The organism is Pseudomonas sp. RHF3.3-3, from assembly GCF_048069595.1.
Classification (GTDB): domain Bacteria; phylum Pseudomonadota; class Gammaproteobacteria; order Pseudomonadales; family Pseudomonadaceae; genus Aquipseudomonas; species Aquipseudomonas fuscovaginae_B.
In genome coordinates, this window is sequence record NZ_CP182250.1 from 5,456,452 (window position 1) to 5,476,655 (window position 20,204).

Genomic DNA, 20,204 nt, shown 5'->3' on the forward strand with positions numbered 1-20,204 from the left:
GAACGGTTCAGGCAGGCGGATCAGGTGTGGGTCATGCCTTTCAACATCTCCGTGAACTGGTTGATGTGGTTGGACAGGACCTTGATGAAGTTGTCGTAGGTGGAGTTGGCGCTGGAATACTTCTGCATGAGTTCCTGGAGCTTGTTCTTCAGGCGCTCGGTCTGGGCATTGAAACCGGTCTGCCAGGCCTGGAAACTGGCGCTGTCGAGCACCACCTTGCCATCCTCCCCCACTTCCAAGGCGTCCAGGTCCTCGATCATCTGCGTGAGCGGGCTGCGATCGATCAGCACGGACCAGGTGCCATCACCGTTGTCGCGCAGGCAACTGGCCGGCAATCCCAGCGCCTCGCACCACTTGGCGGCATCTTCCTTCGAGCCCTTGAACAGCTCGTCATCCAGTTCCGCCAACAGTGCCTCCAGTGCCTTCTTCAACTCGCCCACATCCAGCTCGATGTCCTTGCCCTCGTTGACCGCCTCCATCCATTGCTGGAGTTTCGAGGTGATCTGGCTGTTGAACGCATCGAAAAAGGCCGAGAATTTGTCCACGATGTCCTTGTAGATATTCAGGTAACGCTCGCCGATCAGATTGATCAGCTCGATCAGCTTGTCGAAGAACGTCGGTGCCTGGGGCAAGGGCTTTTCACCCGGCGCGCGGATCTCGTCGGGCAACTCGTCGCCCAGTTCGTCGACGATCGACTGCTGCCTGAGCACGACATCGTCCCGGCCCTCGATCATCCCGGCGACCAGTACCTCGAACTCCTTCAGGCGTTGCACCAGCACCTGCCCAGTGTAATCACGGCTGTCCCTACTGGCTTCTGCGTTCAATCCTTTCAATTGCGCCTGGACTTCCTTCAGTGCGATATCCAGCGGTTCCTTGGACTCAGGCCGGGGTGATGGCACTTCGATTTTCGGCTTCGGCACCGAATCCAAGTCAAGATCATGATCGTGGTCCAGGTTCAAGACAGGCGTGTTGGTTAAAATTTCCATCAGGCACGCACCACGCCGTCAATAACGCTGTTACGGGACAGGAAGATCTGCTGGAAGATGTCCATCAGTTTCTGCAACAACGCGGCATCCCTGGCCTCGACCTGGCCCTGCTCTTCCGCCAGGCTTTTGTGCACGTTCTGATTGCTCTGCTGCAATACCCCGCGCTCATTCTGGGCGTTCTCTTCAAGACGAATGGAGGCGCTCACCACATTGCTGACGACCGAGGACACCGAACTCATGCTGTTGCCGATCGCCGCCAACTGATCCGGAGTCCGTGACGCCAGTTGGCTCATCCACTGCGCAGTCTCCCGACGCTGGCCGGCGTCACTGATCAGATCCTTCAACGCATTGCGGTAGACCTCCTGTTCGTCAGGCGTCAGCGCACTCAACTGATGGGTGTCGCGCAGTTGTTTGTCCAGGTCCGCCTGCAGACGCCCGGCCTCCAGGGCTTCACTCCGGTGGGTGGTGATATCAGCCTGCCTGGCCTGAAAGCTCTTGAGCGACAGGACCAGACTGCTCCCGGACAAAGCGCCGGCAGCGATCGCCATACCCAGGCTGGAATACAGGCTGGCATTGCCCGCTTCACGGATCGCCTTGCCCTGCTCCACTGCGGCATTGGCAGCCATCACACTGAAGTGCCCGCGCAACTGGGCATTCGCCACCCGGGCGATATTGAACGCGGTGATCGCCGTCAGCAAGACGCCGACATGCTTTTCCCAGACCCTGGGGTCGAAGCCGGACGATTCCGGTTCTTCGATGCCGACCTGCCGGGCCACCTCGCTCGTCACCATGGCCTGCTCGCTGTCGCTGAGCCGGCTGATATCGGTCAGCCATGCCCGCTCCTCATCGCCAAGCTGGCCAACCAGGCGGGCTAGAGCGGCAAGGTCGAACGAACAGAGTTCACGCAGTTTGCCAAGCTGCTGTGCATCCATCGGGCTGAGCAGTACGGCCAACTGGGCATCAGTGAAACCAAACTTCTCCAGCGGCCCTTTCAGCGCCTGCAGGGTATGCGAATGGGCGCAAGCGACCTGCCTGTCGAGCCGCTGCTGCAGCAACGCGCCGTCGAGGAGGGACTTCACCGCTTGCGGCGCTACCCCGACCGACGCGGGCAGGGCAACCTCACCGGCCACCGCCGGCATGGGCGCCCTATGGGAAATTTCAGTCATAAGCACTACCTCCGTTCCAGGCTGATATTGCGGGCGATCTGAAGCGCCGCGCCGTGATCCTGCTGCGCCTTGGCCATGAAGCGCTTCATCTGCTCGTCATTGTTTTCGACCAGGCGGGCGAAGGTCTCCAGCGCCTCCTCCAGGTAGCCGCCCAGGGCATCGACGATGGCCATGCTGACGCGGATGTCGGCCAGGTGCTCCGCCCCCTGTTTCTGGTGGATCCCGTTCTTGATCTGCAGCCCCGACTGGGTGGCGGTGCCCGCTGTCTGTACCGTCGCCAGGAGCAGTTCGAGGCGGTTCTTCAATTGACCGACCGCCACCTCGTCGGTGGACGACGCCACCAGACCACGCAACTGTTCCGCCAGCCTGGCCAGGCTCTTGCCGAGGCTGCCGAGGCTCTGCTTGAGCAGCTCCGGCACCACCTTGGAGAATACGTCGCCCATCTTTTCCATGACCTTGCTCATCACCGAGCCGAGCACCGGCCCGGCGGCCTGGATACCCACCACCGCGGCGGCGATGACCATGACCACCGCGGCAATCGCGCCCAACACCGCGCCGATGATCTTCGCCTTGTCCTCGGGCACACCCAGCGCCATCAAGGCCTGGCTGTACATGTCCGCCATGAGCTTGACCAGTTTCTGGAACACCTCCATCACCGGCTTCATGGCCTTTTCCATGAAGGAGTTGCCGGTCGCTTCCTTGACGATCATGTCCGACAGCGAAGCCAGCACCCCGACAATGCCAACCGCCGCGGCGACCAGCGCGCCAGCGGCGGGTGCGGCCGCTCCCAGGGTGGCAACGGTGCTGACCACCGCCACCACCGCGCTGATGGCCATGACCAGCCAGCCGAGGATCTTGCCCATGCAGCCCATGGCCTTCTGGGCCGCCTCGGCCTTGCGTACTTCCTCCTGGTATTCCTCGGACTTGATCCGCATGAACTCCTGGCGGGCCGCCTGCATATCGAGGAACAGTTCCTGGTCGGCCTGCAGCTGCCGGTCGGCCGCGTCGCCCAGCAACTCGATCAACCTGGCCATCGCCAGCACCAGGGCGCCCGCGGAACTCAGGTGCTGTTTGCCGAGTTCGTCAGCGATCGGCCGTCCCCCCGCCTTGTCCTGAACCTGCCGGGCCAACCCCTCGGCCCTGATGGCCGCGAGCTTGGCCTTGCCGAGCAGTTGGACATGGGCATCCGCGGCCTGCGAGAAGCCCTGTTGCAACGGAGCGACTGCCGCCTTGGCCCGATCCCGCCTGGCCAACGCCTCGGCATACTCCGGCGACGACGGATTCAGCGACGCCAGGTGCGACTCGGCCGCGTCGAGTTCGAGCTGGGCCTGGTCGAGCCGGGCCTTCAATGCCTCCAGCCGCTCCTGGCTGGTATCGACGTCGCCCTGGGCCGCCACCAGTTCGGCCAGCGCCCCGGCATAATCGGCGGACAGTTGTTGCAAGGCCTGCTGGGAGGCATGCGCCATCGAGCGCAGCAGCGACAGGCGGTTCTTCAAACTCTCCAGGCTGCTATTGCCCAGCAGTTCGACCAGCGAGGCGATCAGGCGGACGAACTCGCCCTCGGCGTTCAATTGACCTTCGCCGGCCCGCGCCGGTGGCGGTTGCAGCCGCGGCCGGGCATCGCTGCGCACGTCACCTTCGGCCTGGTAGTCCACCGACTCCAGGCCCGCCAGCAGTTCATGGTTGAGCCGCTGGAACTCGTCGGTCCTGGCGGCCTTGCGGGCGGCCTCGGCATAGGGGCTTGCGTCAGGAACCACCAGGGGCCTGGTACCCACGACCCCATTGATGTCTGTCATTGCTGATCCTCCGTTGCTCGGCTATCGATATGACTCAAGGCATCGAGGTAGACCTGGGCCTGCCTGCGCAAGTCATCATGGGTGACCCGTTCCAGCACATACTCGAAACACAGCTTGGCCTTGCCCCCCTGCCCGAGGGCGAGCTGGCACTGGCCGGTGTAGAACATCGGGCGGTAGTCATCCTTGCCCTGGGCGAAGGCCACGGCATACAGCTCGATCGCCTTCTGGTGGTTGTTGCGCAACTGGTGTACCGCCGCCAGACCCATCCAGTACTGGCTGTTGTAGAAGTCGTAGATGCACAGGAAGTGGAAAAACTTCTCCGCGTCGTCCAGTCGCCCCTGTTCGTAGAACTCGTAGGCATAGGCATAAAGACTGTCCATCTGCTCATCGCTGATCCCGCGCACATCCTTGAGCGGCAGGCCTTCCAGGACGGCCTGCACCGCCTCGAAAGCCATCTGTTCGTCCTCTTGCATGTCTTTGCGACTCATCGACCACACTCCTGAAGATGGCGCCAGCCTGATTGACGCCTGCATTGAGCCAAAATCCCCACGCCCCCACCGCCAAAATGCGCTCATGCCGGCAGCCCCCCGAACGGGGCCGGCTCAGGCCTGCTCGACCTGTTCGAGCCAGACCAGCAGGCGCAGGACCTCCTCGATTTCCTGCAGCTTGATGAAGCTGTAGCGCTGGTGCGTGCGGTAGATCCGCCGGGCCAGGCGGATATCGCTGACAACCGCAATCCCCATTTCGCGGGCATAGGCGCGTACCGCCAGGGCCCGCTGGTTGGTCTCGATCACGCTGACCAGGGGGATGAAGCTCAGGTCCGGCCGGAAGTAGATGCCGATGGCGATATGCGTCGGGTTGGCGACGATGACCCGCGAGCCACGGATGTCCGAGCGGACCTGCTCGGAAAGCAGCTCCAGGTGCAGGTCGCGGCGCTTGTGCTTGATCTGCGGATCGCCCTCCTGCTCCTTGTGCTCGCGCTTGACCGAATGCAGGTCCATCTTCAGTTCGCGGATGTGCAGCCAGTATTCGCTCAGGGCATCGAGCAGCACGATCAGCAGCGCACAGGCCATGAACGTCAGCAGCAGGCTCAGCAGCATCCGCCCCCAGGCCGGGAACAGGTCGGCCGGCTGGGCGAACAGCTGGGCGAACAGCAACTGGCGCTCCGCCTGCCAGACCATCCACAGCGCCACGCCGAAGCTGCCGAGGTAGAGCACGGCCTTGAGGCTGTCCTTGAGCGTGCGCAGGCTGAACAGCCTCTTGAACCCGTTGATCGGGTTGAGCGCGTCCAGGTTCAGCTTCAGCGCCTCGAAGGCCAGGACGAAACCGCTCTGCAACAGCGCCGGCAGGGCACTGCTCAACACGCACACCAGCGACAGCGGCAGGATGCACAGCAACGCCAGTTCGAGCAGTTGCGCGCTGTAGCGCTGGGTATCATCGGCCAGGCCGGCGGCGATGATCCGTCGGTAGACCTCCATGACCTCCAGCAATGACACGCCGAACACCAGGAACAGGATCGCGCACAGCATCATGCAACTGATGACCAGATCCTTGGCCTTGAAGGTCTGGCCCTTGCGCGCGGAATCGCGCAGGCGCTTGGTGGTCGGCTTTTCGGTTTTCGAGGCACTGTCGGACATGTCACGACCGCCCCGGCGTGCCCAGGTATGCCGCCAGCCTGTCCAGGGACTGGGCCATGCCCAACACCTCGTCCGGCAGATGGCTGCCGAAATACAGGATCAGCACCGCCAGCGCCACCAGGCCCTTGACCGTCAGCGAGACGGAGAAGGCATTCATCTGCGGCGCATAGCGCGACAACAGCCCCAGCAGTACCTCGCAGATCAGCAGGCTGGCGACCACCGGCGCACTGATGACCAGAATCTTGCCAAGCAGGCCATCGAGCACGGCCATCAGCAGCGCCAGGCTCATCTGGCAGGCCAGCCCCGGCGCGCATAACTGGTAGCTGCGGGCCATGGTCTCGACCATCAGGTGCAGCCCGCCCCCTTCGAGGTAGACCACCGCGGCGAACAGCTGGAGGAAGTTCGACAGCTCCGAGGTATCCACGCCGTTGGCCGGGTCGACCGTGCTGCTGAGCATCGCCCCGCGCTGGTTGTCGATCAGGTTGCCCATGCCGTGCAGCACCCAGAACGGCCAGCACAGCAGGCAGCCCAGCAGGATGCCGAGCCCGGCCTCGCCGACCAGCAGGCCGGCGAACGCCAGGCTGTCCAGCGCCGGCAAGGCAACACCCGCACTCGGCCAGAAACCCAGCGCGACCAGCACCAGCACCGCCTGGCGCGAAGCCCCGGTCAGCACCCCGCCATTGAGAAACGGCAGCATGAAGAAGATCGGCGCCCATCGCGCCGAGGCCACCAGCGCCGCCGCCAGCCAGGCGTGCAGATCGAAGAACAGCGTGACCGACACGGGGCCGTCAACCGAGCGCCAGGCGCATGATTTCCCGGCTGAACGCCAGCAGCGTCTCGCCGTACCAGCCCGCCAGCAGAAACAGGCAGGCCGAGACCGCCAGCAGCTTGAGGGCGAACGGCAGGGTCTGCTCCTGCAACTGGGTGACGGTCTGGATCAGGCCGACCACCAGGCCCACCACGGTGGCGGCGATGATCGGCCAGGCGACCAGCAGCAGGATCAGGTAAAGGGTCTTGTTGCCGGCATACACCAGGTCGTTCATCCGTCGGCGCTCACTCGTGCAATGCCAGGTACTGCCCGACCAGCCCGGTGGACAACAGGGCCCAGCCATCGAGCGCAACGAACAGCACCAGCTTGATCGGCACCGAGATGATCATCGGGCTCATCATCATCATGCCCAGCGCCAGCAGGATGCTGGAGATCACCAGGTCGACGATGACGAAGGGCAGGTACAGGTAGAAACCGATCTTGAAGGCGCTCTTGATTTCGCTCAGCGCATAGGCCGGCAGCAGGGCGAACAGCGAGGGTTCGGTTTCCTCGTCGGCCAACGCGGCGGCATCGGTGTTGCCGGCCCGCTGGGCCCGTTCGAAAAAGAACGCCAGCTCCGGGTCGGTGTAGCGGCGCAGATAGTCCTTGTAGCTGCCCAGGCCGTTCTCGCAGAACTCGACCAGCGCCTCGACGCTGTCGAAGCGCACCTGGTGATCCCGGTAGTAGGCATGACCCTGCTGCACCACCGGGCTCATGACGAACAGCGCCAGCAACAGTGCAATCGCGTTGAGGCTGATGTTCGACGGCACCTGTTGCAGGCCCAGGGCATTGCGCACAATCACGAAGACGATGGAGAACTTCAGGTAGCAGGTCCCCGCCGCCACCAGGAATGGCAGCAACGAGGCGAACGCCAGCAGCGCGATCAGCGACACATCATTGTTCACGGGCAGCCTCCCGACGGACTTCCTGCAACTCCACGCCCAACCCCTCGCCCACTTGCACCAGCTCGCCGCGGGCGAGCACCCGGCCGTTGGCGCGGATTTCGATCCGGCCCAGCACCGACGGTTCCAGTTCCAGCACCTGGCCCTCGATCAACGCCGCCAGTTCGGCCAGGCTGATGCGCTGCTCATGCAGCACGAACTCCAGGTGCACGGGCAGGTGTCCCAGCGCCGTGCCGGGTTCGGCTGGTGGGGTATCGGCAGGGTTGGGTGACAGGGTCATGTGCAGGCCTTGTTCGATAAGGGTGAACTCGCCGACCGGCTGGTCGGCGAGCAGCCATTGCCGGGTCAACCGGCTGATTCGCAATACGTCGCCGCTGGCAAGGATGGACAGCAGGGTCGATGGCACCCGGCTGTAGCCGAGCGTCATCCGCAGGCAATGCGGCAGATGCCAGAGCCAGGGGCTGAACGGCAGCGGCTGCGGCGGTCGCGGCCCGGCGGGCAGGCGCAACAGCCACAACGAACCCCGTGCCGTCACGAGGCGTGGCAGAGGCTGATCCCGCGCCGGCACGGTACTCACCACGACCGATGCCAACTGGGTGTAATCCAGTTCTGCCAGGCCAACCTCCAGCGGACGCACCAGGGCCTGAAACAACTCGACGATCCGTTCGATGGAGCACGGCGCCTTCAGCAGCGCGGACAATGTCGGCAGCAGGCCGGCAAGCCATTCACGGGCCTCGACCAGCCCCTGCCAGCCTCCCCCTGGGCCTTCGGCGTGGAACTGCAGATAGTCGGCCCCGGGCGGCGGAACCTGCAGGTCGGCCTGGCAACCCGCCTGGCGCCAACGCTCGACCCGGTGCCGGTACGCATAATCCAGCGGGTCGAGCCGGCGCAGCCTCGGCCACCGCTCCGTCACGCCGAGCGAGCCTGGTCATTTTCGGCCACACCGCCCAGCCGCCAGCCTGGCTGCCCGGCCTGCTCGAAGTGCCCCCTGAGCTGCTCGAACACCCGCCGGTCGGTCGCGCGGATCAACAACCCGGCTTCTCCGGTTTCGTCCCGGCTGACCAGCACCTGCCCCTGGGCACGTTCATTGTGGAAAGGCACCTGAAGTAAATCGCCACTCGCCTCATCGTCCTGTTCGCGCGACTCCGGCGCGGCGTCCTCATGCTGCCCGGACATCGCCGTCCGTTCGTCAGCCGCGCCCTCGAAAAATGCCTGGGCCAACGGGACCGGAGTATCCGGGCGCACCTGCGCCACACCCTGGGAGAGCTCGGCAGCCACCCGCAGGACAGCCTCCTCCTGCGCGATCTCTGCCGCTGCCAGGTCCTCTTCGGCCGCCTTCACCGCACGCTCTTCGACCGCAGCACCCTGCACCGGGGCGGCCAGCCCGTCACGAGGCGCACCCTCGATCCGGACAACCTCCCTCTCCCCACCGGGCACGCCTTCATCGCCCAGCCCGGCGCCGCTCGGCAGCACAGCCATCTCTGCGACTTTCCGTATACCCCCCCCCTCTGCCGGCCGGTCGCCCAGATCCGCAGGCTGACCGGCCGCCGCCATCGACAACGCGCCCGGACGGCGTGCCAGCCTCGGCTCAAGCACCGCCAGCAACAGGGCCACCCCTTCGGGTATCGCCTCCTCATCGAGAGGCTCCCTGTCCGGATCGATCCGTCCCGGCCATTCGAGCCCCTCGCCCGTGACAGGCTCGATCACAGGCAATACGGGGAAAATGCTGTTCATCGTCTGCTTCCCATCAGTTCATCGACTTCCGCTTCATCGCGACGCAACCGCTCCAGTTGCAACTCACGACTCAAGCGCCGCCGCACCACGGCGTACTTCGACTGCCTGCGCCGTATCAGCTCCAGCGCCTGCTGGCCTTGCCGTATCTGCCCGTCGAGCTGCGCGTGTTGCTCGTGCAGCGGCCGACGCTCCAGTGCCAGGAGCTGGATCTGCCGGCGAATCACCGCCTGGCGCCGCAGCGTCTCGCGCAGCTGCCAGGGGTCGAGCACGCAGTTGTCGGCACGATGACTGTCGAGCAATGCCCGCAACGACACCTCCTGCTCCTCCAGCGCCGCCCCTTCGCGCAGCAACTGTGCCCGACGCTGGCGCAGGCGCAGCAACGCGATCTCTTCCCGGCGCAGGCGCCAGGCCGTGAAGCCCAGCAGGCGGTCGATATCAGCCAATGAGCTCATGCAGGCTCCGCAGGGTTTCGTCCGCTCGGCTCGGCTGATCGGCGGCCTGGCGCAACCAGGCGTACAGGTCGTCGCGGCAGGCCATGGCCTGATCATTGGCCGCGTCGGCTCCCGGGCTGTACTCGCCCAGATCGAGGAACACCTGCAACGCCTCCAGGCGCGCCAGCACATCGCGGGTCGCGATCGCCAGGCGCCGGGTCGCTTCATCGGTTACCTGCAGCGCCACCCGGCTGGTACTGCGCAGCACATCGATCGCCGGGAAATGGCCCTTGGCGGCCAGGCTGCGGCTCAGATAGATATGCCCATCGAGGATCGAGCGGATCTCCTCGGCGATGGGGTCCGGTTCATCGTCACTTTCCAGCAGCACCGTGTAGTACGCGGTGATGCTGCCCTGCGCCGTGTGCCCGGGACGTTCGAGCAGGCGCGGCAAGGCATCGAACACCGAAGCCGGATAGCCGCGCCGCGCCGGCAGCTCGCCGGCTGCCAGGGCCAGGTCACGCCGGGCGCGGGCATAGCGGGTCAGCGAGTCGAGCAGCAGCACCACGCAGTGCCCCTGGTCGCGAAAGTATTCGGCGACCGCGGTCGCCTGCAGGGCCGCGTTGCAGCGGTCCACCGAGGACAGGTCGGAGGTCGCGTAGACCACTACGCAACGCGCCCGCCTGGGACTGTGGCGCAGGTGCTCGATGAACTCGGTCACCTCACGCCCACGCTCGCCGATCAGGCCGATGACGAACACGTCGGCCTCGGCATGGCTGATCAGCATGTTGATCAGCGTGGTCTTGCCCGAACCGGCCGCGGCGAAGATCCCCATGCGCTGGCCGACCCCGCAGGTCAGCAGGCCGTCGATCGCGCGGACACCGGTGATCAGCGGCGCACTCACCGGCCGCCGCTGCCGGTAGGACGGCGGGTCGGCATCCACCGGGTAATCCTCGCCGGCGAACCCCGCCGCCGGGGCCAGCCGCTCGACGATTGCACCGCGGGCATCGAGCACGCTGCCGAGCATCCCGGCACTGCAATACAGGCGCAGGGTCGAACCGGTCGGCACGATCATCGACTCGCGGGACAGCCCGCGCGCCTCGCCGAGCAGGCTGAGCACCACCACGTCGGGCTTGAAGCCGATCACCTGGGCCCGGGCCAGCAGCCCGGTCGAGGCCCAGTGCCGACGGACCTCGCAGACCTCGCCGATGGACACCCCCTGCAACGCCGCCTCGATCAGCGGACCGCTCAGGCGCCGCGGGTGCGCACCGCGGCGTTCGAGGCGCAGCATGCTCACTGGCGAATGATGCGGCATAGTTCCTCGGTGTCCTGCATGAACCCGTCGATCGCCTCGGCAAAGGACTGGTCGCTGGCCAGCGCCGGCTCGCCGAGCATCAGTCGCACCTCGAACTGCCCGTCGGCCTCGAACAGTTGCAATTGCCCGGTGCGGGCATCGGCGTTACCCCGCAACAGATAACGCAGCAGCGCTTCGGCACTGTAGGCGAAGGCCCCGGGGCTCATCTGCGCCAGCACGCTCCACAGCCAGACGTCGCCATCGATGACGTCGACGCGGATGTTGGGCTGCTCCTTCATTTCCAGTTCGATGGTGCTGTGGCCGTCGAAACTTCCCAGTTGCGCAGCGGTGCACCCGCTGTACAACAGAGCGGCCCGCAGGCGTTCGGCGATGTCCATATTCTGCATGGGTACTTTCCTTCAGAGGGTTTTGATGACATTGACGGAGATGGTTTCGCTGATCTCGCCGAACGACATGACGTCCAGCTCGCGAAATCGTCCTTCGACCAGTTTCTTGACATAGCGCCGCACATCCACCGAGCAGAGCAGCACCAGATCCTTCTGCGGCACGTGCAGGCCTTCCAGGCCCAGGCTCAGCCGATCGATCAGGTCCTCGGACTGCGCCGGCTCCAGGTTGAGAAAGCTGCCGCTGGAGGTCTGGCGGATGCCATGGCGCACCACGTCCTCGAACTCCGGCGACAGCAGCAGCACGCGCAGGTCGTTGCCATGGGCGAACTTGTTGCTGATGTAGCGCCCCAGGCCGCCACGCACGTGCTCGACCAGGGTGATGCTGTCCTTCTCCCGGGAGGCCCAATGGGCCAGGGATTCGAGAATCAGCTTGAGGTTGCGCACGGAGATCCGCTCGCCGACCAGGCGCTGGAGGATCTCGGCGATCTTCTGCACGGTGACGTGGCGATAGACCTCCTTGAGCAGGTCCGGGTAGCGCCCCTCCATTTCGTCGAGCAGCGCCTTGGTTTCCTGCACACCGAAGAACTCGGTGATGTTGCGCGCCAGCAGGGTCACCAGGCAGCGGTAGCATTCGTCATGGGCGGCACGCAGCCGATAGCCCAGCTCCGTCGCGGTGGCCCTGCCCGCGGCGGCGATCCAGATGCTTTCCAGGTTGTTGCTGTCGCGCCCGCGCACCAGCGGCAGGCCCATGGCGGCCAGTTCCGGCGAATAGTCGAGGACCCGCCAGTGATCGAAATGAATGTCGAACTGGTCGGCGCGCACCTCGTTGATCAGCACCGCCACCTGGTGGTCGGGCAGCACTTCGGAGGCCCGTAGCTGCGGCAACGGGATCTTCAGGCCGTAGTCGACGAAGAACTGGCTGCGAAAGCGCTCGGCGAGCCTGGCCGCACGCAACTCGGCCAGCCGCGCCGAGGGCACCAGCAGGATCAGCGCCACCGTCTCGGTAGCGATTTCATCGACGCTGTCCAGCAGCCCCAGTTCACCGTCAGCCGGCGCTTCGACCGGCGCCTGCGCTTCGCTCTGCCGGCTCTCGCCCGAGGCGACACGCGACTGGCGCCAACGCAGGAACACCACCAGCGCCAGCAGTGCGGCAATCACCACGAAGGTCGCCAGCGGAAAGCCCGGCAGCAGGCCGACGGCCACCGCCAGCAGGGCGGTGACGCCGACAACGAACGGGTTGGCGAACATCTGCGTGAGCATGTTGCGCCCCAGGTTGGCCTCGTCACCGTTGACCCGGGTGACGATGAAGCCGGCACCGATAGCGATCAGCAGCGCCGGGATCTGCGCCACCAGGCCGTCGCCGATGGTCAGCAGGGTGTAGATCGACAACGCCGCCCCGAAGTCCATTCCCTGTTGGCCGACGCCGATGGCGATGCCGCCGAGAAAGTTGACGAAGATGATGATGATCCCGGCAATCGCGTCGCCCTTGATGAACTTCATCGCCCCGTCGAAGGAGCCGTAGAGCTGGCTCTCGCACTCCAGCACGTTGCGCTTGTCGCGCGCCTGGTCGGCGTCGATGGCGCCGGCCTTGAGGTCGCCGTCGATGCTCATCTGCTTGCCCGGCATGCCGTCCAGGGAAAACCGCGCCGCCACCTCGGCCACCCGCTCCGAACCTTTGGTGATGACGATGAACTGCACGACAGTGACGATCGCGAAGATCACGAAGCCCACCACCAGGTTGTCGCCGATCACGAACTCGCCGAACGAGGCGATGATCTCGCCGGCATCCGCCTGGGTCAGGATCAGCCGGCTGGTGCTGATCGACAGCGCCAGGCGGAACAACGTGGTCAGCAGCAACAGGGCCGGAAAGGTGGAGAAGCCGAGGATTCGTTCGATGTAGAACGAGCCCATGAAGATCAGCAGGGAAATGACGATGTTCAGGCCGATCAGGAAGTCCACCAGCGGCGTCGGCAGGGGAATGATCAGCATCGCGATAATCATCACCATCAGCGACAGGATCAGCAGTTCGGGGCGGGCCGAAACCGCGCGCAGGAATCGATCGGGCATGGCCGGCTAGTTTCCAGTCTCGTCGAAAGGCCGGACGCCACGCCGCCGTTCGACCTGCTCATGGCCCAGGACGACATCGGCCAGGGCCAGGAACTGCTCGGCCAGTCGTGCCAGGGCGTCCTCGTCGGCGAACAGCTCGTGGGGCAGTCGCAGACAGGCCCGCCGCAGCACCTGCAACAATGCCGAACGCTCCCGGTACAGCGTCAGCAACACCCGTTCACCGAGCACCCCCGACAACAACTGGTCGAGTTCGCCGGGATGCCTGAGCACGCCGAAGAAAAACACCAGCCAGTCGGCCTCCTCGTCATTGCAGCGACACACCCGTTCGTCGCCCAGCACGCTGGCGACAAACGTGGCATCGGCCGAACGCAGGCGTTTCAGGTCGGTGAGCCGGGCCAGCAGGGGACCGAACTCCTGACGCGAGCAACTGGGGTCCTGGGCGGCGATGTCCGTCAGCAGGGCCGCCTCGATGAAGGCCAGTACCGTGGCCCGCCGCCCGGCGCCGAACAGGGCCACCCAGTCTTCGTAGCAGGTGACCGCGCCGGCTTCGCTCTCCAGGTAGTCCCGGTAGGCTTCACGCAACAGCCCCGCGCGCAGTTCCATCACCCGGCCAAACAAACGGGCTTTCAGGGCGCTGTTGATGCCGGCCTTGAGCCGCCGGGGCGAGGCCTGGGCCACCACCGTTTCGAGCAGCTGTTCCAGGCGCTGGCGCGTCGCGGCCTGCAGCCTGCTGCGGCGCAGCAGTTCGCGCAGAACCAGCACCAGGTCGCTGTCATCGGGAAACAACCCGCGGGCCGCCTGCAACAGCCACTCGACCGGCTTGTCCGTGGCCTTGGCCAGGGCCAGTACCTGCCGGGCCTTGGGCTGCACATCTTCGTCGAGAACCGCCTCGAAACTGTCCGGCCGGCTTTCGGCCTTGAGTTCGAAATGTCGGCGCTGGCGAAAGCCGGCCAGGGCCGCCGACATGTCGTCGCTCTTCTCGATGAAGCGCTGCAACAGTGCCACTGGATCCGCCTCCGCATCGCTCGGTTCGGCATCGGGTTGGGCCTGGGCATCCTGCCGGGCGGCATCGAGGCGGGCGAGCAGGGCCCGGCTCGAAACGGAATGGATCGAGACCATCAGCCGTCCACCGCCCGCATGAAGGCCCGGCGCACCATTTCCTGCTGTTCGACGCTCATCAGGCCCTTGCCCAGGTCCTGGGTGCTGGCCTGCAAGGCGCCGAGAATTTCCCGGGGCTGGATCAGGAACACCCGGGCGGTGTTCGCCGAACTGTCGACCCGGTAACGGAACAGCCCGCCAATCAGCGGGATCGAACCGAGCAACGGAATACGGGCGACCTGTTCGCGGTAATCGTCACGGGTGAAACCACCGACCAGCAGGCTCTTGCCCTGGGGCACCCGGGCAACCGTATTGATCCGGGTGCGCCCGACCACCGGCAACGCGCCAGCGTCGCCCGCGCTGCGCTCGACCTCGCTACCGTCCTCGATGTTCAGCGACATCTCGATTTCATCGGCGATGGCAAAGCGCGGCAGCACGCTGACCAGGGTCCCGTAGGTCACGCTCTGCAGATCGACACTGCGTTCGCCGAGCAGTTGGGTATAGAAGGTGCGGTTGTTGTCGAACAGCGCCGGTACGTTCTCCTGGGTCAGGATCACCGGCCGCGCCACCACATTGGCGCGGTTCTTCCGGGCCAGGGCCAGGATCCGGGCCATGAAGGAAACGCCATCCAGGGTGGTCACAGAACCGGCATTGAGCGACACCTGCAGTTGCGAGCCGACCTTGATCCCGCCTTGCCAGTTCACGCCGAGCTGGTTCAGTTCGTCCTGGTTCAGGTCGATGATCCACAGCGACAGCTCGACATGGCGCTTGGGCACATCCAGCGCCGCCACCAGGTTCTCGATGAAGCGCACCTGCTCGGGCAGCCCCTTGACCAGCAGGCTGTTGGTATCCGGGTAAGCCACCACCCGGATATTGCCGGCGGCGGCCTCCCGCGCCAGCACCCGGGGTGCGGTGGGGTCCTCCGGGGAAATCGGCGTCGCCAGCCCTTCCAGGGGAAACTGCGGCATGCGCAACGGGCTGCCGCCCACGGTCTTGACTTCGACCTGGGGCTCGACGCCGCCCGGCTCGCCCTTGAGCAGGCTCTCGATCACCGTGGCCATGCCGGGAATCGACACCTTGCGGTCGCGCTGTTCGTACTCGCGATCGCCGACGAAGGTATTGAGCAGATGGATCACGCCGATCCGCTGCTGGCCGAGCAGCAGTTCCGAAGGCCGGTTGTCCATCAGTTGCGCCGCCTGCATGACCAGGTCGACATAGATCGGCGGGCCGGACACATAGAAGGTCCGGCGCCCGTCGTTGCGCAACGGATAGCGCGCATCCTCGAGGCCCGACTGGCGCAGGAACTGCTTGAGGGTGTCGACGCTGATCACTCGCAGCGCCACCACCGAGCTTTTCACCTCGGCGGCGTCATACAGGTAGATGGCCTGGCCGTCGCTGTACCAGATCAGCCCCAGTTGGGCGACGATGCGGTCGAAGGTCTGGCGGGCCGAATGCAGCGGGAATTCGCCACTGATGCGCTTGCCGGCGGCCGCCTTGCTGACGATGATCGGTTTGCCCAACGGCGCCGACAGCGCGGAAAAAAAACTGCGCAGGCCCTCTTCGCGGGCCACGTAGTCGCCGCTCCCGGCGGGCGCGGCATTGACGCTCCAGCACAGCGGGCAGAACAGCAGCCAGGCACCGAGCCAGCGTCGCAACGTCCGCGCTGTCAATCCGGTTGCTCCACGAGATCGAGCAGCCGGCTCGGTGCGACGCCGAGCAGTTCGCGCACTTCCTTGGAGAAATGCGACGAGGAGGCATAACCGTATTCCAGTGCGACGTCGGTCAGCGAGCCACCGCCGCGGATCATCCGCAACAGCGCCTTGGCCGCGCGCCAGTCCCGCAGCTCCGGCTTGGCCGCGCCTCCCAGCGCCTGGTGGCACAGCCGCCGAAAATGCGAGACCGAAACCCCGTAGCGTCGGGCCAGGCCGATCAGTTTTTCGCTGGCGGTGCCCTGCTCCAGCAGGAACCGCACCAGCCAGTAGCTCGCGCTCTGGCGCAGCACGCTGGCGAATCGTCGATAGTCGGGATCGTCGCGCAGCGCCCGTTCGATGTACCACCGCTCCAGGCACGCCCGGCTGCGGCTCACCGCCGGCGGCATGGGCAGGACCGCCCAGGGTTGTGCGCACGGACGGTCGCGCTCGACGGTCACGCCCATGTCGATGAACACCTGCAGTTTCATCAGGCAAGTGCCGGGCAACGCCGCACTGCACCAGTCTCCGGAGACGACCCGCAACGCATTGCGCCCGACCACCAGGCCCTGCCAGCCGGGCGGCAGGTAGCCCCCCACCATCGACTCGTCGCAAGCCAGGCATGCACCGGCGTCGCCGGCCCGCACGAACGACACCCGTTGCGCGGAGACTCCTCCGGGACACGTCATCGCAAAGCGTTGATCAGCCTGCACCGTGTATTCCACCTGTCGTCGATCAGTCGCGGACGATGATGGCCCGATCCCCCTGCCAGATCATGATGAGAAGCTGATGGCCACCCGGCACGTCCGCGACAGTGGCATATGCCTTGCTACATCCCGACAAACCCTGGCCAACGGCGGCCGGGCTGCAAGGACAAAGACGTCGTAACCCGCCAGCGCCAGAGGCGTCGGCCGGGTGCGACGTTTTTTTTTGAAGAGTGAAACGCCGATGAACGAACTCCCCGCCTCCCCCCTCGCCTGGGTCAACGGCAGCGATGCGCCAGAGAAACCCAGCCTGGATCTCGGCTTCATGCCCCTGAGCGACTGTGCCTCGCTGGTGGTCGCCGCCACCCAGGGCTTTGCCCAGCCATACGGCCTGACCCTGAATCTCAGGCGCCAGCCGTCCTGGGCCAGTCTGCGCGACAAGCTGGTCAGCGGCGAACTGGACGCCGCCCACAGCCTCTACGGATTGATCTACGCCGTGCACCTGGGCATCGGCGGCAGCCCGGCCACCGATATGGCGGTGCTGATGGGCCTGAACCAGAACGGCCAGAGCATCAACCTCTCCCCGGCCCTGCAGAAGGCCGGCGTGACCAGCCCTGAAGCACTGGGCCGACACGCGCACCAGAATGGCGCAAGGCTGACCTTTGCCCAGACGTTTCCCACCGGCACCCACGCCATGTGGCTGTATTACTGGCTGGCCAGCCAGGGCATACACCCACTCAGGGACGTCAACAGCGTGGTGGTGCCGCCGCCCCAGATGATCACGCACCTGCGCGCCGGACGGATCGACGGTTTCTGCGTCGGCGAGCCCTGGAGCGACAGCGCGGTCAGGCAGGGCCTGGGCTTCACCCTGGCCACCAGCCAGACGATCTGGCCCGATCACCCGGAGAAGGTGCTGGGCTGCACCCGGGCGTTCGTCGAGCAGTACCCCAATACCGCACGGGCCCTGATGATGGCGGTGCTCGAAGCCAGCCGGTTCATCGAGCAGAGCCCGGAAAACCGCCGCAGCACGGCGCAACTGCTCAGCGGCAGCGATTATCTCGATGCGCCGCTGGAGCATATCCAGCCACGCCTGCTCGGCGACTACGAGGACGGCCTCGGCCAACACTGGCAGGATCCCCACGCCTTGCGTTTCCACGCAGCCGGCACGGTGAACCTGCCCTATCTGTCGGACGGCATGTGGTTCATGACCCAGTTCCGCCGCTGGGGGCTGCTGCGCGAGGATCCCGACTACCTCGGCGTCGCCCGCCAGGTGCAGCAACTGGAACTGTATCGCCAGGCCGCCGCCGCGCTGGGCATCGCGCACGGGCCTGAGGTGATGCGCAGCAGCCGCCTGATCGATGGCCAGATCTGGGACGGCAGCGACCCGGCCGGCTATGCCCGCAGTTTCCGGCTGCATGCCATGAGCGACGCGCCCGCCGCGTTCGCCCGTCACTGATCGGAGGCCTGAACATGCTGCGTATCCTGCTGATCAACGACACCGCGAAAAAGGTCGGACGCCTGCGGGCCGCCCTGGTCGAGGCCGGCTTCGAGGTCATCGACGAGTCGGGACTGACCATCGACCTGCCCGCGCGCGTGGAGAGCGTGCGCCCCGACGTGATCCTGATCGACACCGAATCCCCCAGCCGCGACGTGCTGGAACAGGTGGTGCTGGTCAGCCGCGACCAGCCCCGGCCCATCGTGATGTTCACCGACGAACACGATCCGGGGGTGATGCGCCAGGCCATCAAGTCCGGGGTCAGCGCCTACATCGTCGAAGGCATCCAGGCCCAGCGCCTGCAGCCGATCCTCGACGTGGCCATGGCCCGTTTCGAGAGCGACCAGGCGCTGCGTGCCCAATTGCAGGCACGGGACCAGCAGTTGGCCGAGCGCAAGCGCATCGAACAGGCCAAGGGCCTGCTGATGAAGATGAAGGACTGCAAGGAAGAGGAGGCCTACACGCTGATGCGGCGCCAGGCCATGAGCCGCCAGCAGAAGCTGATCCAGGTTGCCGAACAGATCATCGCCATGAGCGAACTGCTCGGCTGAAACACTCGCCGAGCTGGCCCGTCTCTTGCTTATTCGAGCCTGCAGGTAACCAACGGCGGTTGCCCCACTTTACGACAAAGACGTCGCCCACCCCTTTCGCGCCAGCGCAGCGGGTGGCGACGTCTTTTGCGTTTTGGTCCCGCAAATGGGGGCCAGTGGTGCAGCCGTGCAGGCGCATCACCGCCCCCTTGCGACAGCCCCCCTGAGACTCTTACCGCTGAGGTGCGTGATGAATGCAAGTTTCTGGAAGTCCGGCCATACCCCGACCCTGTTTTCGGCCTTTCTGTATTTCGACCTGAGTTTCATGGTCTGGTACCTGCTCGGCCCCCTCGCGGTGCAGATCGCCGCCGACCTGCACCTGACCACCCAGCAGCGCGGGCTGGTGGTGGCCACGCCGATCCTGGCCGGCGCGGTCCTGCGCTTCCTGATGGGCATGCTGGCCGACCGGCTGTCGCCCAAGACCGCCGGGATCATCGGCCAGGTCTGTGTGATCGTCGCGCTGCTGGGCGCCTGGCAACTGGGTATTCACAGTTATGAACAGGCGCTGCTGCTGGGGCTGTGCCTCGGCATGGCCGGTGCCTCGTTCGCCGTCGCCCTGCCCCTGGCCTCGCAGTGGTACCCGCCACAGCACCAGGGCAAGGCCATGGGCATCGCCGGCGCCGGCAACTCCGGCACGGTGTTCGCCGCACTGATCGCACCGCTGCTCGCGGCCTCCTTCGGTTGGAACAACGTGTTCGGTTTCGCCCTGATTCCGCTGCTCGCCACCCTGCTGCTGTTCACCCTGCTGGCCCGCAACGCCCCACAACGGCCCAAGGCCAAGTCCATGGGCGACTACATGAAAGCCTTGGGCGACCGCGACAGTTGGTGGTTCATGTTCTTCTACAGCGTGACCTTCGGCGGCTTCATCGGCCTGGCCAGCGCACTGCCCGGCTATTTCAACGACCAGTACGCCCTGAGCCCGGTGACCGCCGGCTACTACACCGCCGCCTGCGTGTTCGGCGGCAGCCTGATGCGTCCGCTGGGCGGTGCCCTGGCCGATCGTTTCGGCGGCATCCGTACGCTGCTCGGCATGTACGCCGTGGCCGCCACCTGCATCGCCGCCGTCGGTTTCAACCTGCCCGATTCCCATGCCGCCCTGGGGCTGTTCGTCCTGGCGATGCTCGGCCTCGGGGCCGGCAACGGCGCGGTATTCCAGCTGGTCCCCCAACGCTTCCGCCTGGAAATCGGCGTGATGACCGGGCTGATCGGCATGGCCGGCGGCATCGGCGGCTTCGCCCTGGCGGCCGGCATGGGCGCCATCAAGCAGAGCACCGGCAGCTACCAGTTGGCCTTGTGGCTGTTCGCCAGCCTGGGGGTGCTCGCCTGGTTCGGCCTGCACGGAGTCAAGCGGCGCTGGCGCACCACCTGGGGCTCGGCGGCCGTGACCGCGGCCAGGGTCTGAGC

20 protein-coding genes are annotated in these 20,204 nt (G+C 65.7%); 3 read left to right on the forward strand and 17 right to left on the reverse strand.

What is annotated here, in order from left to right:
• Positions 1-20: 20 nt before the first annotated feature.
• The 17 genes from ACMGT0_RS23765 to ACMGT0_RS23845 all read right to left on the reverse strand — a co-directional run bounded on the left by ACMGT0_RS23765 (position 21) and on the right by ACMGT0_RS23845 (position 16,700).
• Positions 21-986: an IpaD/SipD/SspD family type III secretion system needle tip protein gene (locus ACMGT0_RS23765; protein ID WP_416770068.1), complete on the reverse strand. Its 966-nt coding sequence runs from the start codon at positions 984-986 to the stop codon at positions 21-23.
• Entirely contained in the window at positions 986-2,152 is a 1,167-nt protein-coding gene (locus ACMGT0_RS23770; protein WP_416770070.1) for a protein IpaC, read from the reverse strand. Before ACMGT0_RS23770 ends, ACMGT0_RS23765 begins: the two co-directional genes overlap by 1 nt.
• Before the next feature lie 5 nt (positions 2,153-2,157).
• Positions 2,158-3,948: a type III secretion system translocon subunit SctE gene (gene sctE, locus ACMGT0_RS23775; RefSeq protein ID WP_416770072.1), complete on the reverse strand. Its 1,791-nt coding sequence runs from the start codon at positions 3,946-3,948 to the stop codon at positions 2,158-2,160.
• A complete protein-coding gene (gene sicA / locus ACMGT0_RS23780) occupies positions 3,945-4,436 on the reverse strand; it encodes a type III secretion system translocator chaperone SicA (RefSeq protein ID WP_054059456.1) in 492 nt (163 codons plus the stop codon). Before sicA ends, sctE begins: the two co-directional genes overlap by 4 nt.
• 114 nt (positions 4,437-4,550) lie before the next feature.
• Entirely contained in the window at positions 4,551-5,585 is a 1,035-nt protein-coding gene (locus tag ACMGT0_RS23785; protein WP_416770075.1) for an EscU/YscU/HrcU family type III secretion system export apparatus switch protein, read from the reverse strand.
• A 1-nt stretch (position 5,586) separates the two neighbouring features.
• Positions 5,587-6,366 carry a type III secretion system export apparatus subunit SctT gene (gene sctT, locus ACMGT0_RS23790; protein WP_416770077.1) on the reverse strand — a complete coding sequence of 260 codons (780 nt, stop codon included), beginning with the start codon at positions 6,364-6,366 and terminating at the stop codon, positions 5,587-5,589.
• A gap of 7 nt (positions 6,367-6,373) precedes the next feature.
• Entirely contained in the window at positions 6,374-6,628 is a 255-nt protein-coding gene (locus ACMGT0_RS23795) for an EscS/YscS/HrcS family type III secretion system export apparatus protein (protein WP_054059453.1), read from the reverse strand.
• 10 nt (positions 6,629-6,638) lie between these two features.
• Complete coding sequence (locus tag ACMGT0_RS23800; RefSeq protein ID WP_054059452.1) at positions 6,639-7,298, reverse strand: EscR/YscR/HrcR family type III secretion system export apparatus protein; 660 nt, start codon at positions 7,296-7,298, stop codon at positions 6,639-6,641.
• Positions 7,288-8,208 (reverse strand): FliM/FliN family flagellar motor switch protein, encoded by a 921-nt coding sequence (locus tag ACMGT0_RS23805; RefSeq protein WP_416770079.1) that lies wholly within the window; start codon positions 8,206-8,208, stop codon positions 7,288-7,290. The genes ACMGT0_RS23800 and ACMGT0_RS23805 overlap by 11 nt, the downstream gene beginning before the upstream one ends.
• Entirely contained in the window at positions 8,205-8,774 is a 570-nt protein-coding gene (locus tag ACMGT0_RS23810; RefSeq protein ID WP_416770081.1) for a hypothetical protein, read from the reverse strand. Before ACMGT0_RS23810 ends, ACMGT0_RS23805 begins: the two co-directional genes overlap by 4 nt.
• A 251-nt stretch (positions 8,775-9,025) precedes the next feature.
• Positions 9,026-9,481: a protein SpaM gene (locus ACMGT0_RS23815; RefSeq protein ID WP_416770083.1), complete on the reverse strand. Its 456-nt coding sequence runs from the start codon at positions 9,479-9,481 to the stop codon at positions 9,026-9,028.
• Positions 9,465-10,772, reverse strand: coding sequence for a type III secretion system ATPase SctN (gene sctN / locus ACMGT0_RS23820; RefSeq protein WP_416770085.1), 1,308 nt, complete (start codon positions 10,770-10,772; stop codon positions 9,465-9,467). Before sctN ends, ACMGT0_RS23815 begins: the two co-directional genes overlap by 17 nt.
• Positions 10,751-11,158 carry an Invasion protein B family gene (locus ACMGT0_RS23825; RefSeq protein ID WP_054061254.1) on the reverse strand — a complete coding sequence of 136 codons (408 nt, stop codon included), beginning with the start codon at positions 11,156-11,158 and terminating at the stop codon, positions 10,751-10,753. Before ACMGT0_RS23825 ends, sctN begins: the two co-directional genes overlap by 22 nt.
• 12 nt (positions 11,159-11,170) lie before the next feature.
• The gene (locus ACMGT0_RS23830; RefSeq protein ID WP_416770087.1) at positions 11,171-13,225 is read right to left on the reverse strand and encodes an EscV/YscV/HrcV family type III secretion system export apparatus protein; all 2,055 of its coding nucleotides are present in this window, start codon (positions 13,223-13,225) and stop codon (positions 11,171-11,173) included.
• Positions 13,226-13,231: 6 nt separating this feature from the next.
• A complete protein-coding gene (sctW, locus tag ACMGT0_RS23835) occupies positions 13,232-14,344 on the reverse strand; it encodes a type III secretion system gatekeeper subunit SctW (RefSeq protein WP_054061252.1) in 1,113 nt (370 codons plus the stop codon).
• The gene (gene sctC, locus ACMGT0_RS23840) at positions 14,344-15,993 is read right to left on the reverse strand and encodes a type III secretion system outer membrane ring subunit SctC (protein ID WP_416770089.1); all 1,650 of its coding nucleotides are present in this window, start codon (positions 15,991-15,993) and stop codon (positions 14,344-14,346) included. The genes sctW and sctC overlap by 1 nt, the downstream gene beginning before the upstream one ends.
• Positions 15,990-16,700, reverse strand: coding sequence for a helix-turn-helix domain-containing protein (locus tag ACMGT0_RS23845; protein ID WP_241494355.1), 711 nt, complete (start codon positions 16,698-16,700; stop codon positions 15,990-15,992). Before ACMGT0_RS23845 ends, sctC begins: the two co-directional genes overlap by 4 nt.
• 259 nt (positions 16,701-16,959) lie before the next feature.
• On the opposite strand from ACMGT0_RS23845, the gene ACMGT0_RS23850 reads away from it, so the two are divergent.
• From ACMGT0_RS23850 to ACMGT0_RS23860, 3 genes are all read left to right on the forward strand, one after another.
• The gene (locus tag ACMGT0_RS23850) at positions 16,960-18,171 is read left to right on the forward strand and encodes a CmpA/NrtA family ABC transporter substrate-binding protein (RefSeq protein WP_416770091.1); all 1,212 of its coding nucleotides are present in this window, start codon (positions 16,960-16,962) and stop codon (positions 18,169-18,171) included.
• Positions 18,172-18,185: 14 nt separating this feature from the next.
• Positions 18,186-18,761: an ANTAR domain-containing response regulator gene (locus ACMGT0_RS23855; RefSeq protein ID WP_054060589.1), complete on the forward strand. Its 576-nt coding sequence runs from the start codon at positions 18,186-18,188 to the stop codon at positions 18,759-18,761.
• A 229-nt stretch (positions 18,762-18,990) separates the two neighbouring features.
• Positions 18,991-20,202, forward strand: a complete 1,212-nt coding sequence (locus tag ACMGT0_RS23860) for a nitrate/nitrite transporter (protein ID WP_054063036.1) — start codon at positions 18,991-18,993, stop codon at positions 20,200-20,202.
• The last annotated feature ends 2 nt before the right edge of the window (positions 20,203-20,204 follow it).

What these genes read in the sequence shown, in the direction of transcription:
- ACMGT0_RS23785 (WP_416770075.1), bottom strand. Translation starts at nt 5,585, where the DNA reads ATGTCCGACAGTGCCTCGAAAACCGAAAAGCCGACCACCAAGCGCCTG.
- ACMGT0_RS23770 (WP_416770070.1), bottom strand. Translation starts at nt 2,152, where the DNA reads ATGACTGAAATTTCCCATAGGGCGCCCATGCCGGCGGTGGCCGGTGAG.
- ACMGT0_RS23795 (WP_054059453.1), bottom strand. Translation starts at nt 6,628, where the DNA reads ATGAACGACCTGGTGTATGCCGGCAACAAGACCCTTTACCTGATCCTG.
- sicA (WP_054059456.1), bottom strand. Translation starts at nt 4,436, where the DNA reads ATGAGTCGCAAAGACATGCAAGAGGACGAACAGATGGCTTTCGAGGCG.
- sctE (WP_416770072.1), bottom strand. Translation starts at nt 3,948, where the DNA reads ATGACAGACATCAATGGGGTCGTGGGTACCAGGCCCCTGGTGGTTCCT.
- ACMGT0_RS23765 (WP_416770068.1), bottom strand. Translation starts at nt 986, where the DNA reads ATGGAAATTTTAACCAACACGCCTGTCTTGAACCTGGACCACGATCAT.
- ACMGT0_RS23855 (WP_054060589.1), top strand. Translation starts at nt 18,186, where the DNA reads ATGCTGCGTATCCTGCTGATCAACGACACCGCGAAAAAGGTCGGACGC.
- ACMGT0_RS23825 (WP_054061254.1), bottom strand. Translation starts at nt 11,158, where the DNA reads ATGCAGAATATGGACATCGCCGAACGCCTGCGGGCCGCTCTGTTGTAC.
- ACMGT0_RS23815 (WP_416770083.1), bottom strand. Translation starts at nt 9,481, where the DNA reads ATGAGCTCATTGGCTGATATCGACCGCCTGCTGGGCTTCACGGCCTGG.
- ACMGT0_RS23810 (WP_416770081.1), bottom strand. Translation starts at nt 8,774, where the DNA reads ATGGCTGTGCTGCCGAGCGGCGCCGGGCTGGGCGATGAAGGCGTGCCC.
- ACMGT0_RS23845 (WP_241494355.1), bottom strand. Translation starts at nt 16,700, where the DNA reads ATGACGTGTCCCGGAGGAGTCTCCGCGCAACGGGTGTCGTTCGTGCGG.
- ACMGT0_RS23830 (WP_416770087.1), bottom strand. Translation starts at nt 13,225, where the DNA reads ATGCCCGATCGATTCCTGCGCGCGGTTTCGGCCCGCCCCGAACTGCTG.
- ACMGT0_RS23860 (WP_054063036.1), top strand. Translation starts at nt 18,991, where the DNA reads ATGAATGCAAGTTTCTGGAAGTCCGGCCATACCCCGACCCTGTTTTCG.
- ACMGT0_RS23850 (WP_416770091.1), top strand. Translation starts at nt 16,960, where the DNA reads ATGAACGAACTCCCCGCCTCCCCCCTCGCCTGGGTCAACGGCAGCGAT.
- sctW (WP_054061252.1), bottom strand. Translation starts at nt 14,344, where the DNA reads ATGGTCTCGATCCATTCCGTTTCGAGCCGGGCCCTGCTCGCCCGCCTC.
- sctN (WP_416770085.1), bottom strand. Translation starts at nt 10,772, where the DNA reads ATGCCGCATCATTCGCCAGTGAGCATGCTGCGCCTCGAACGCCGCGGT.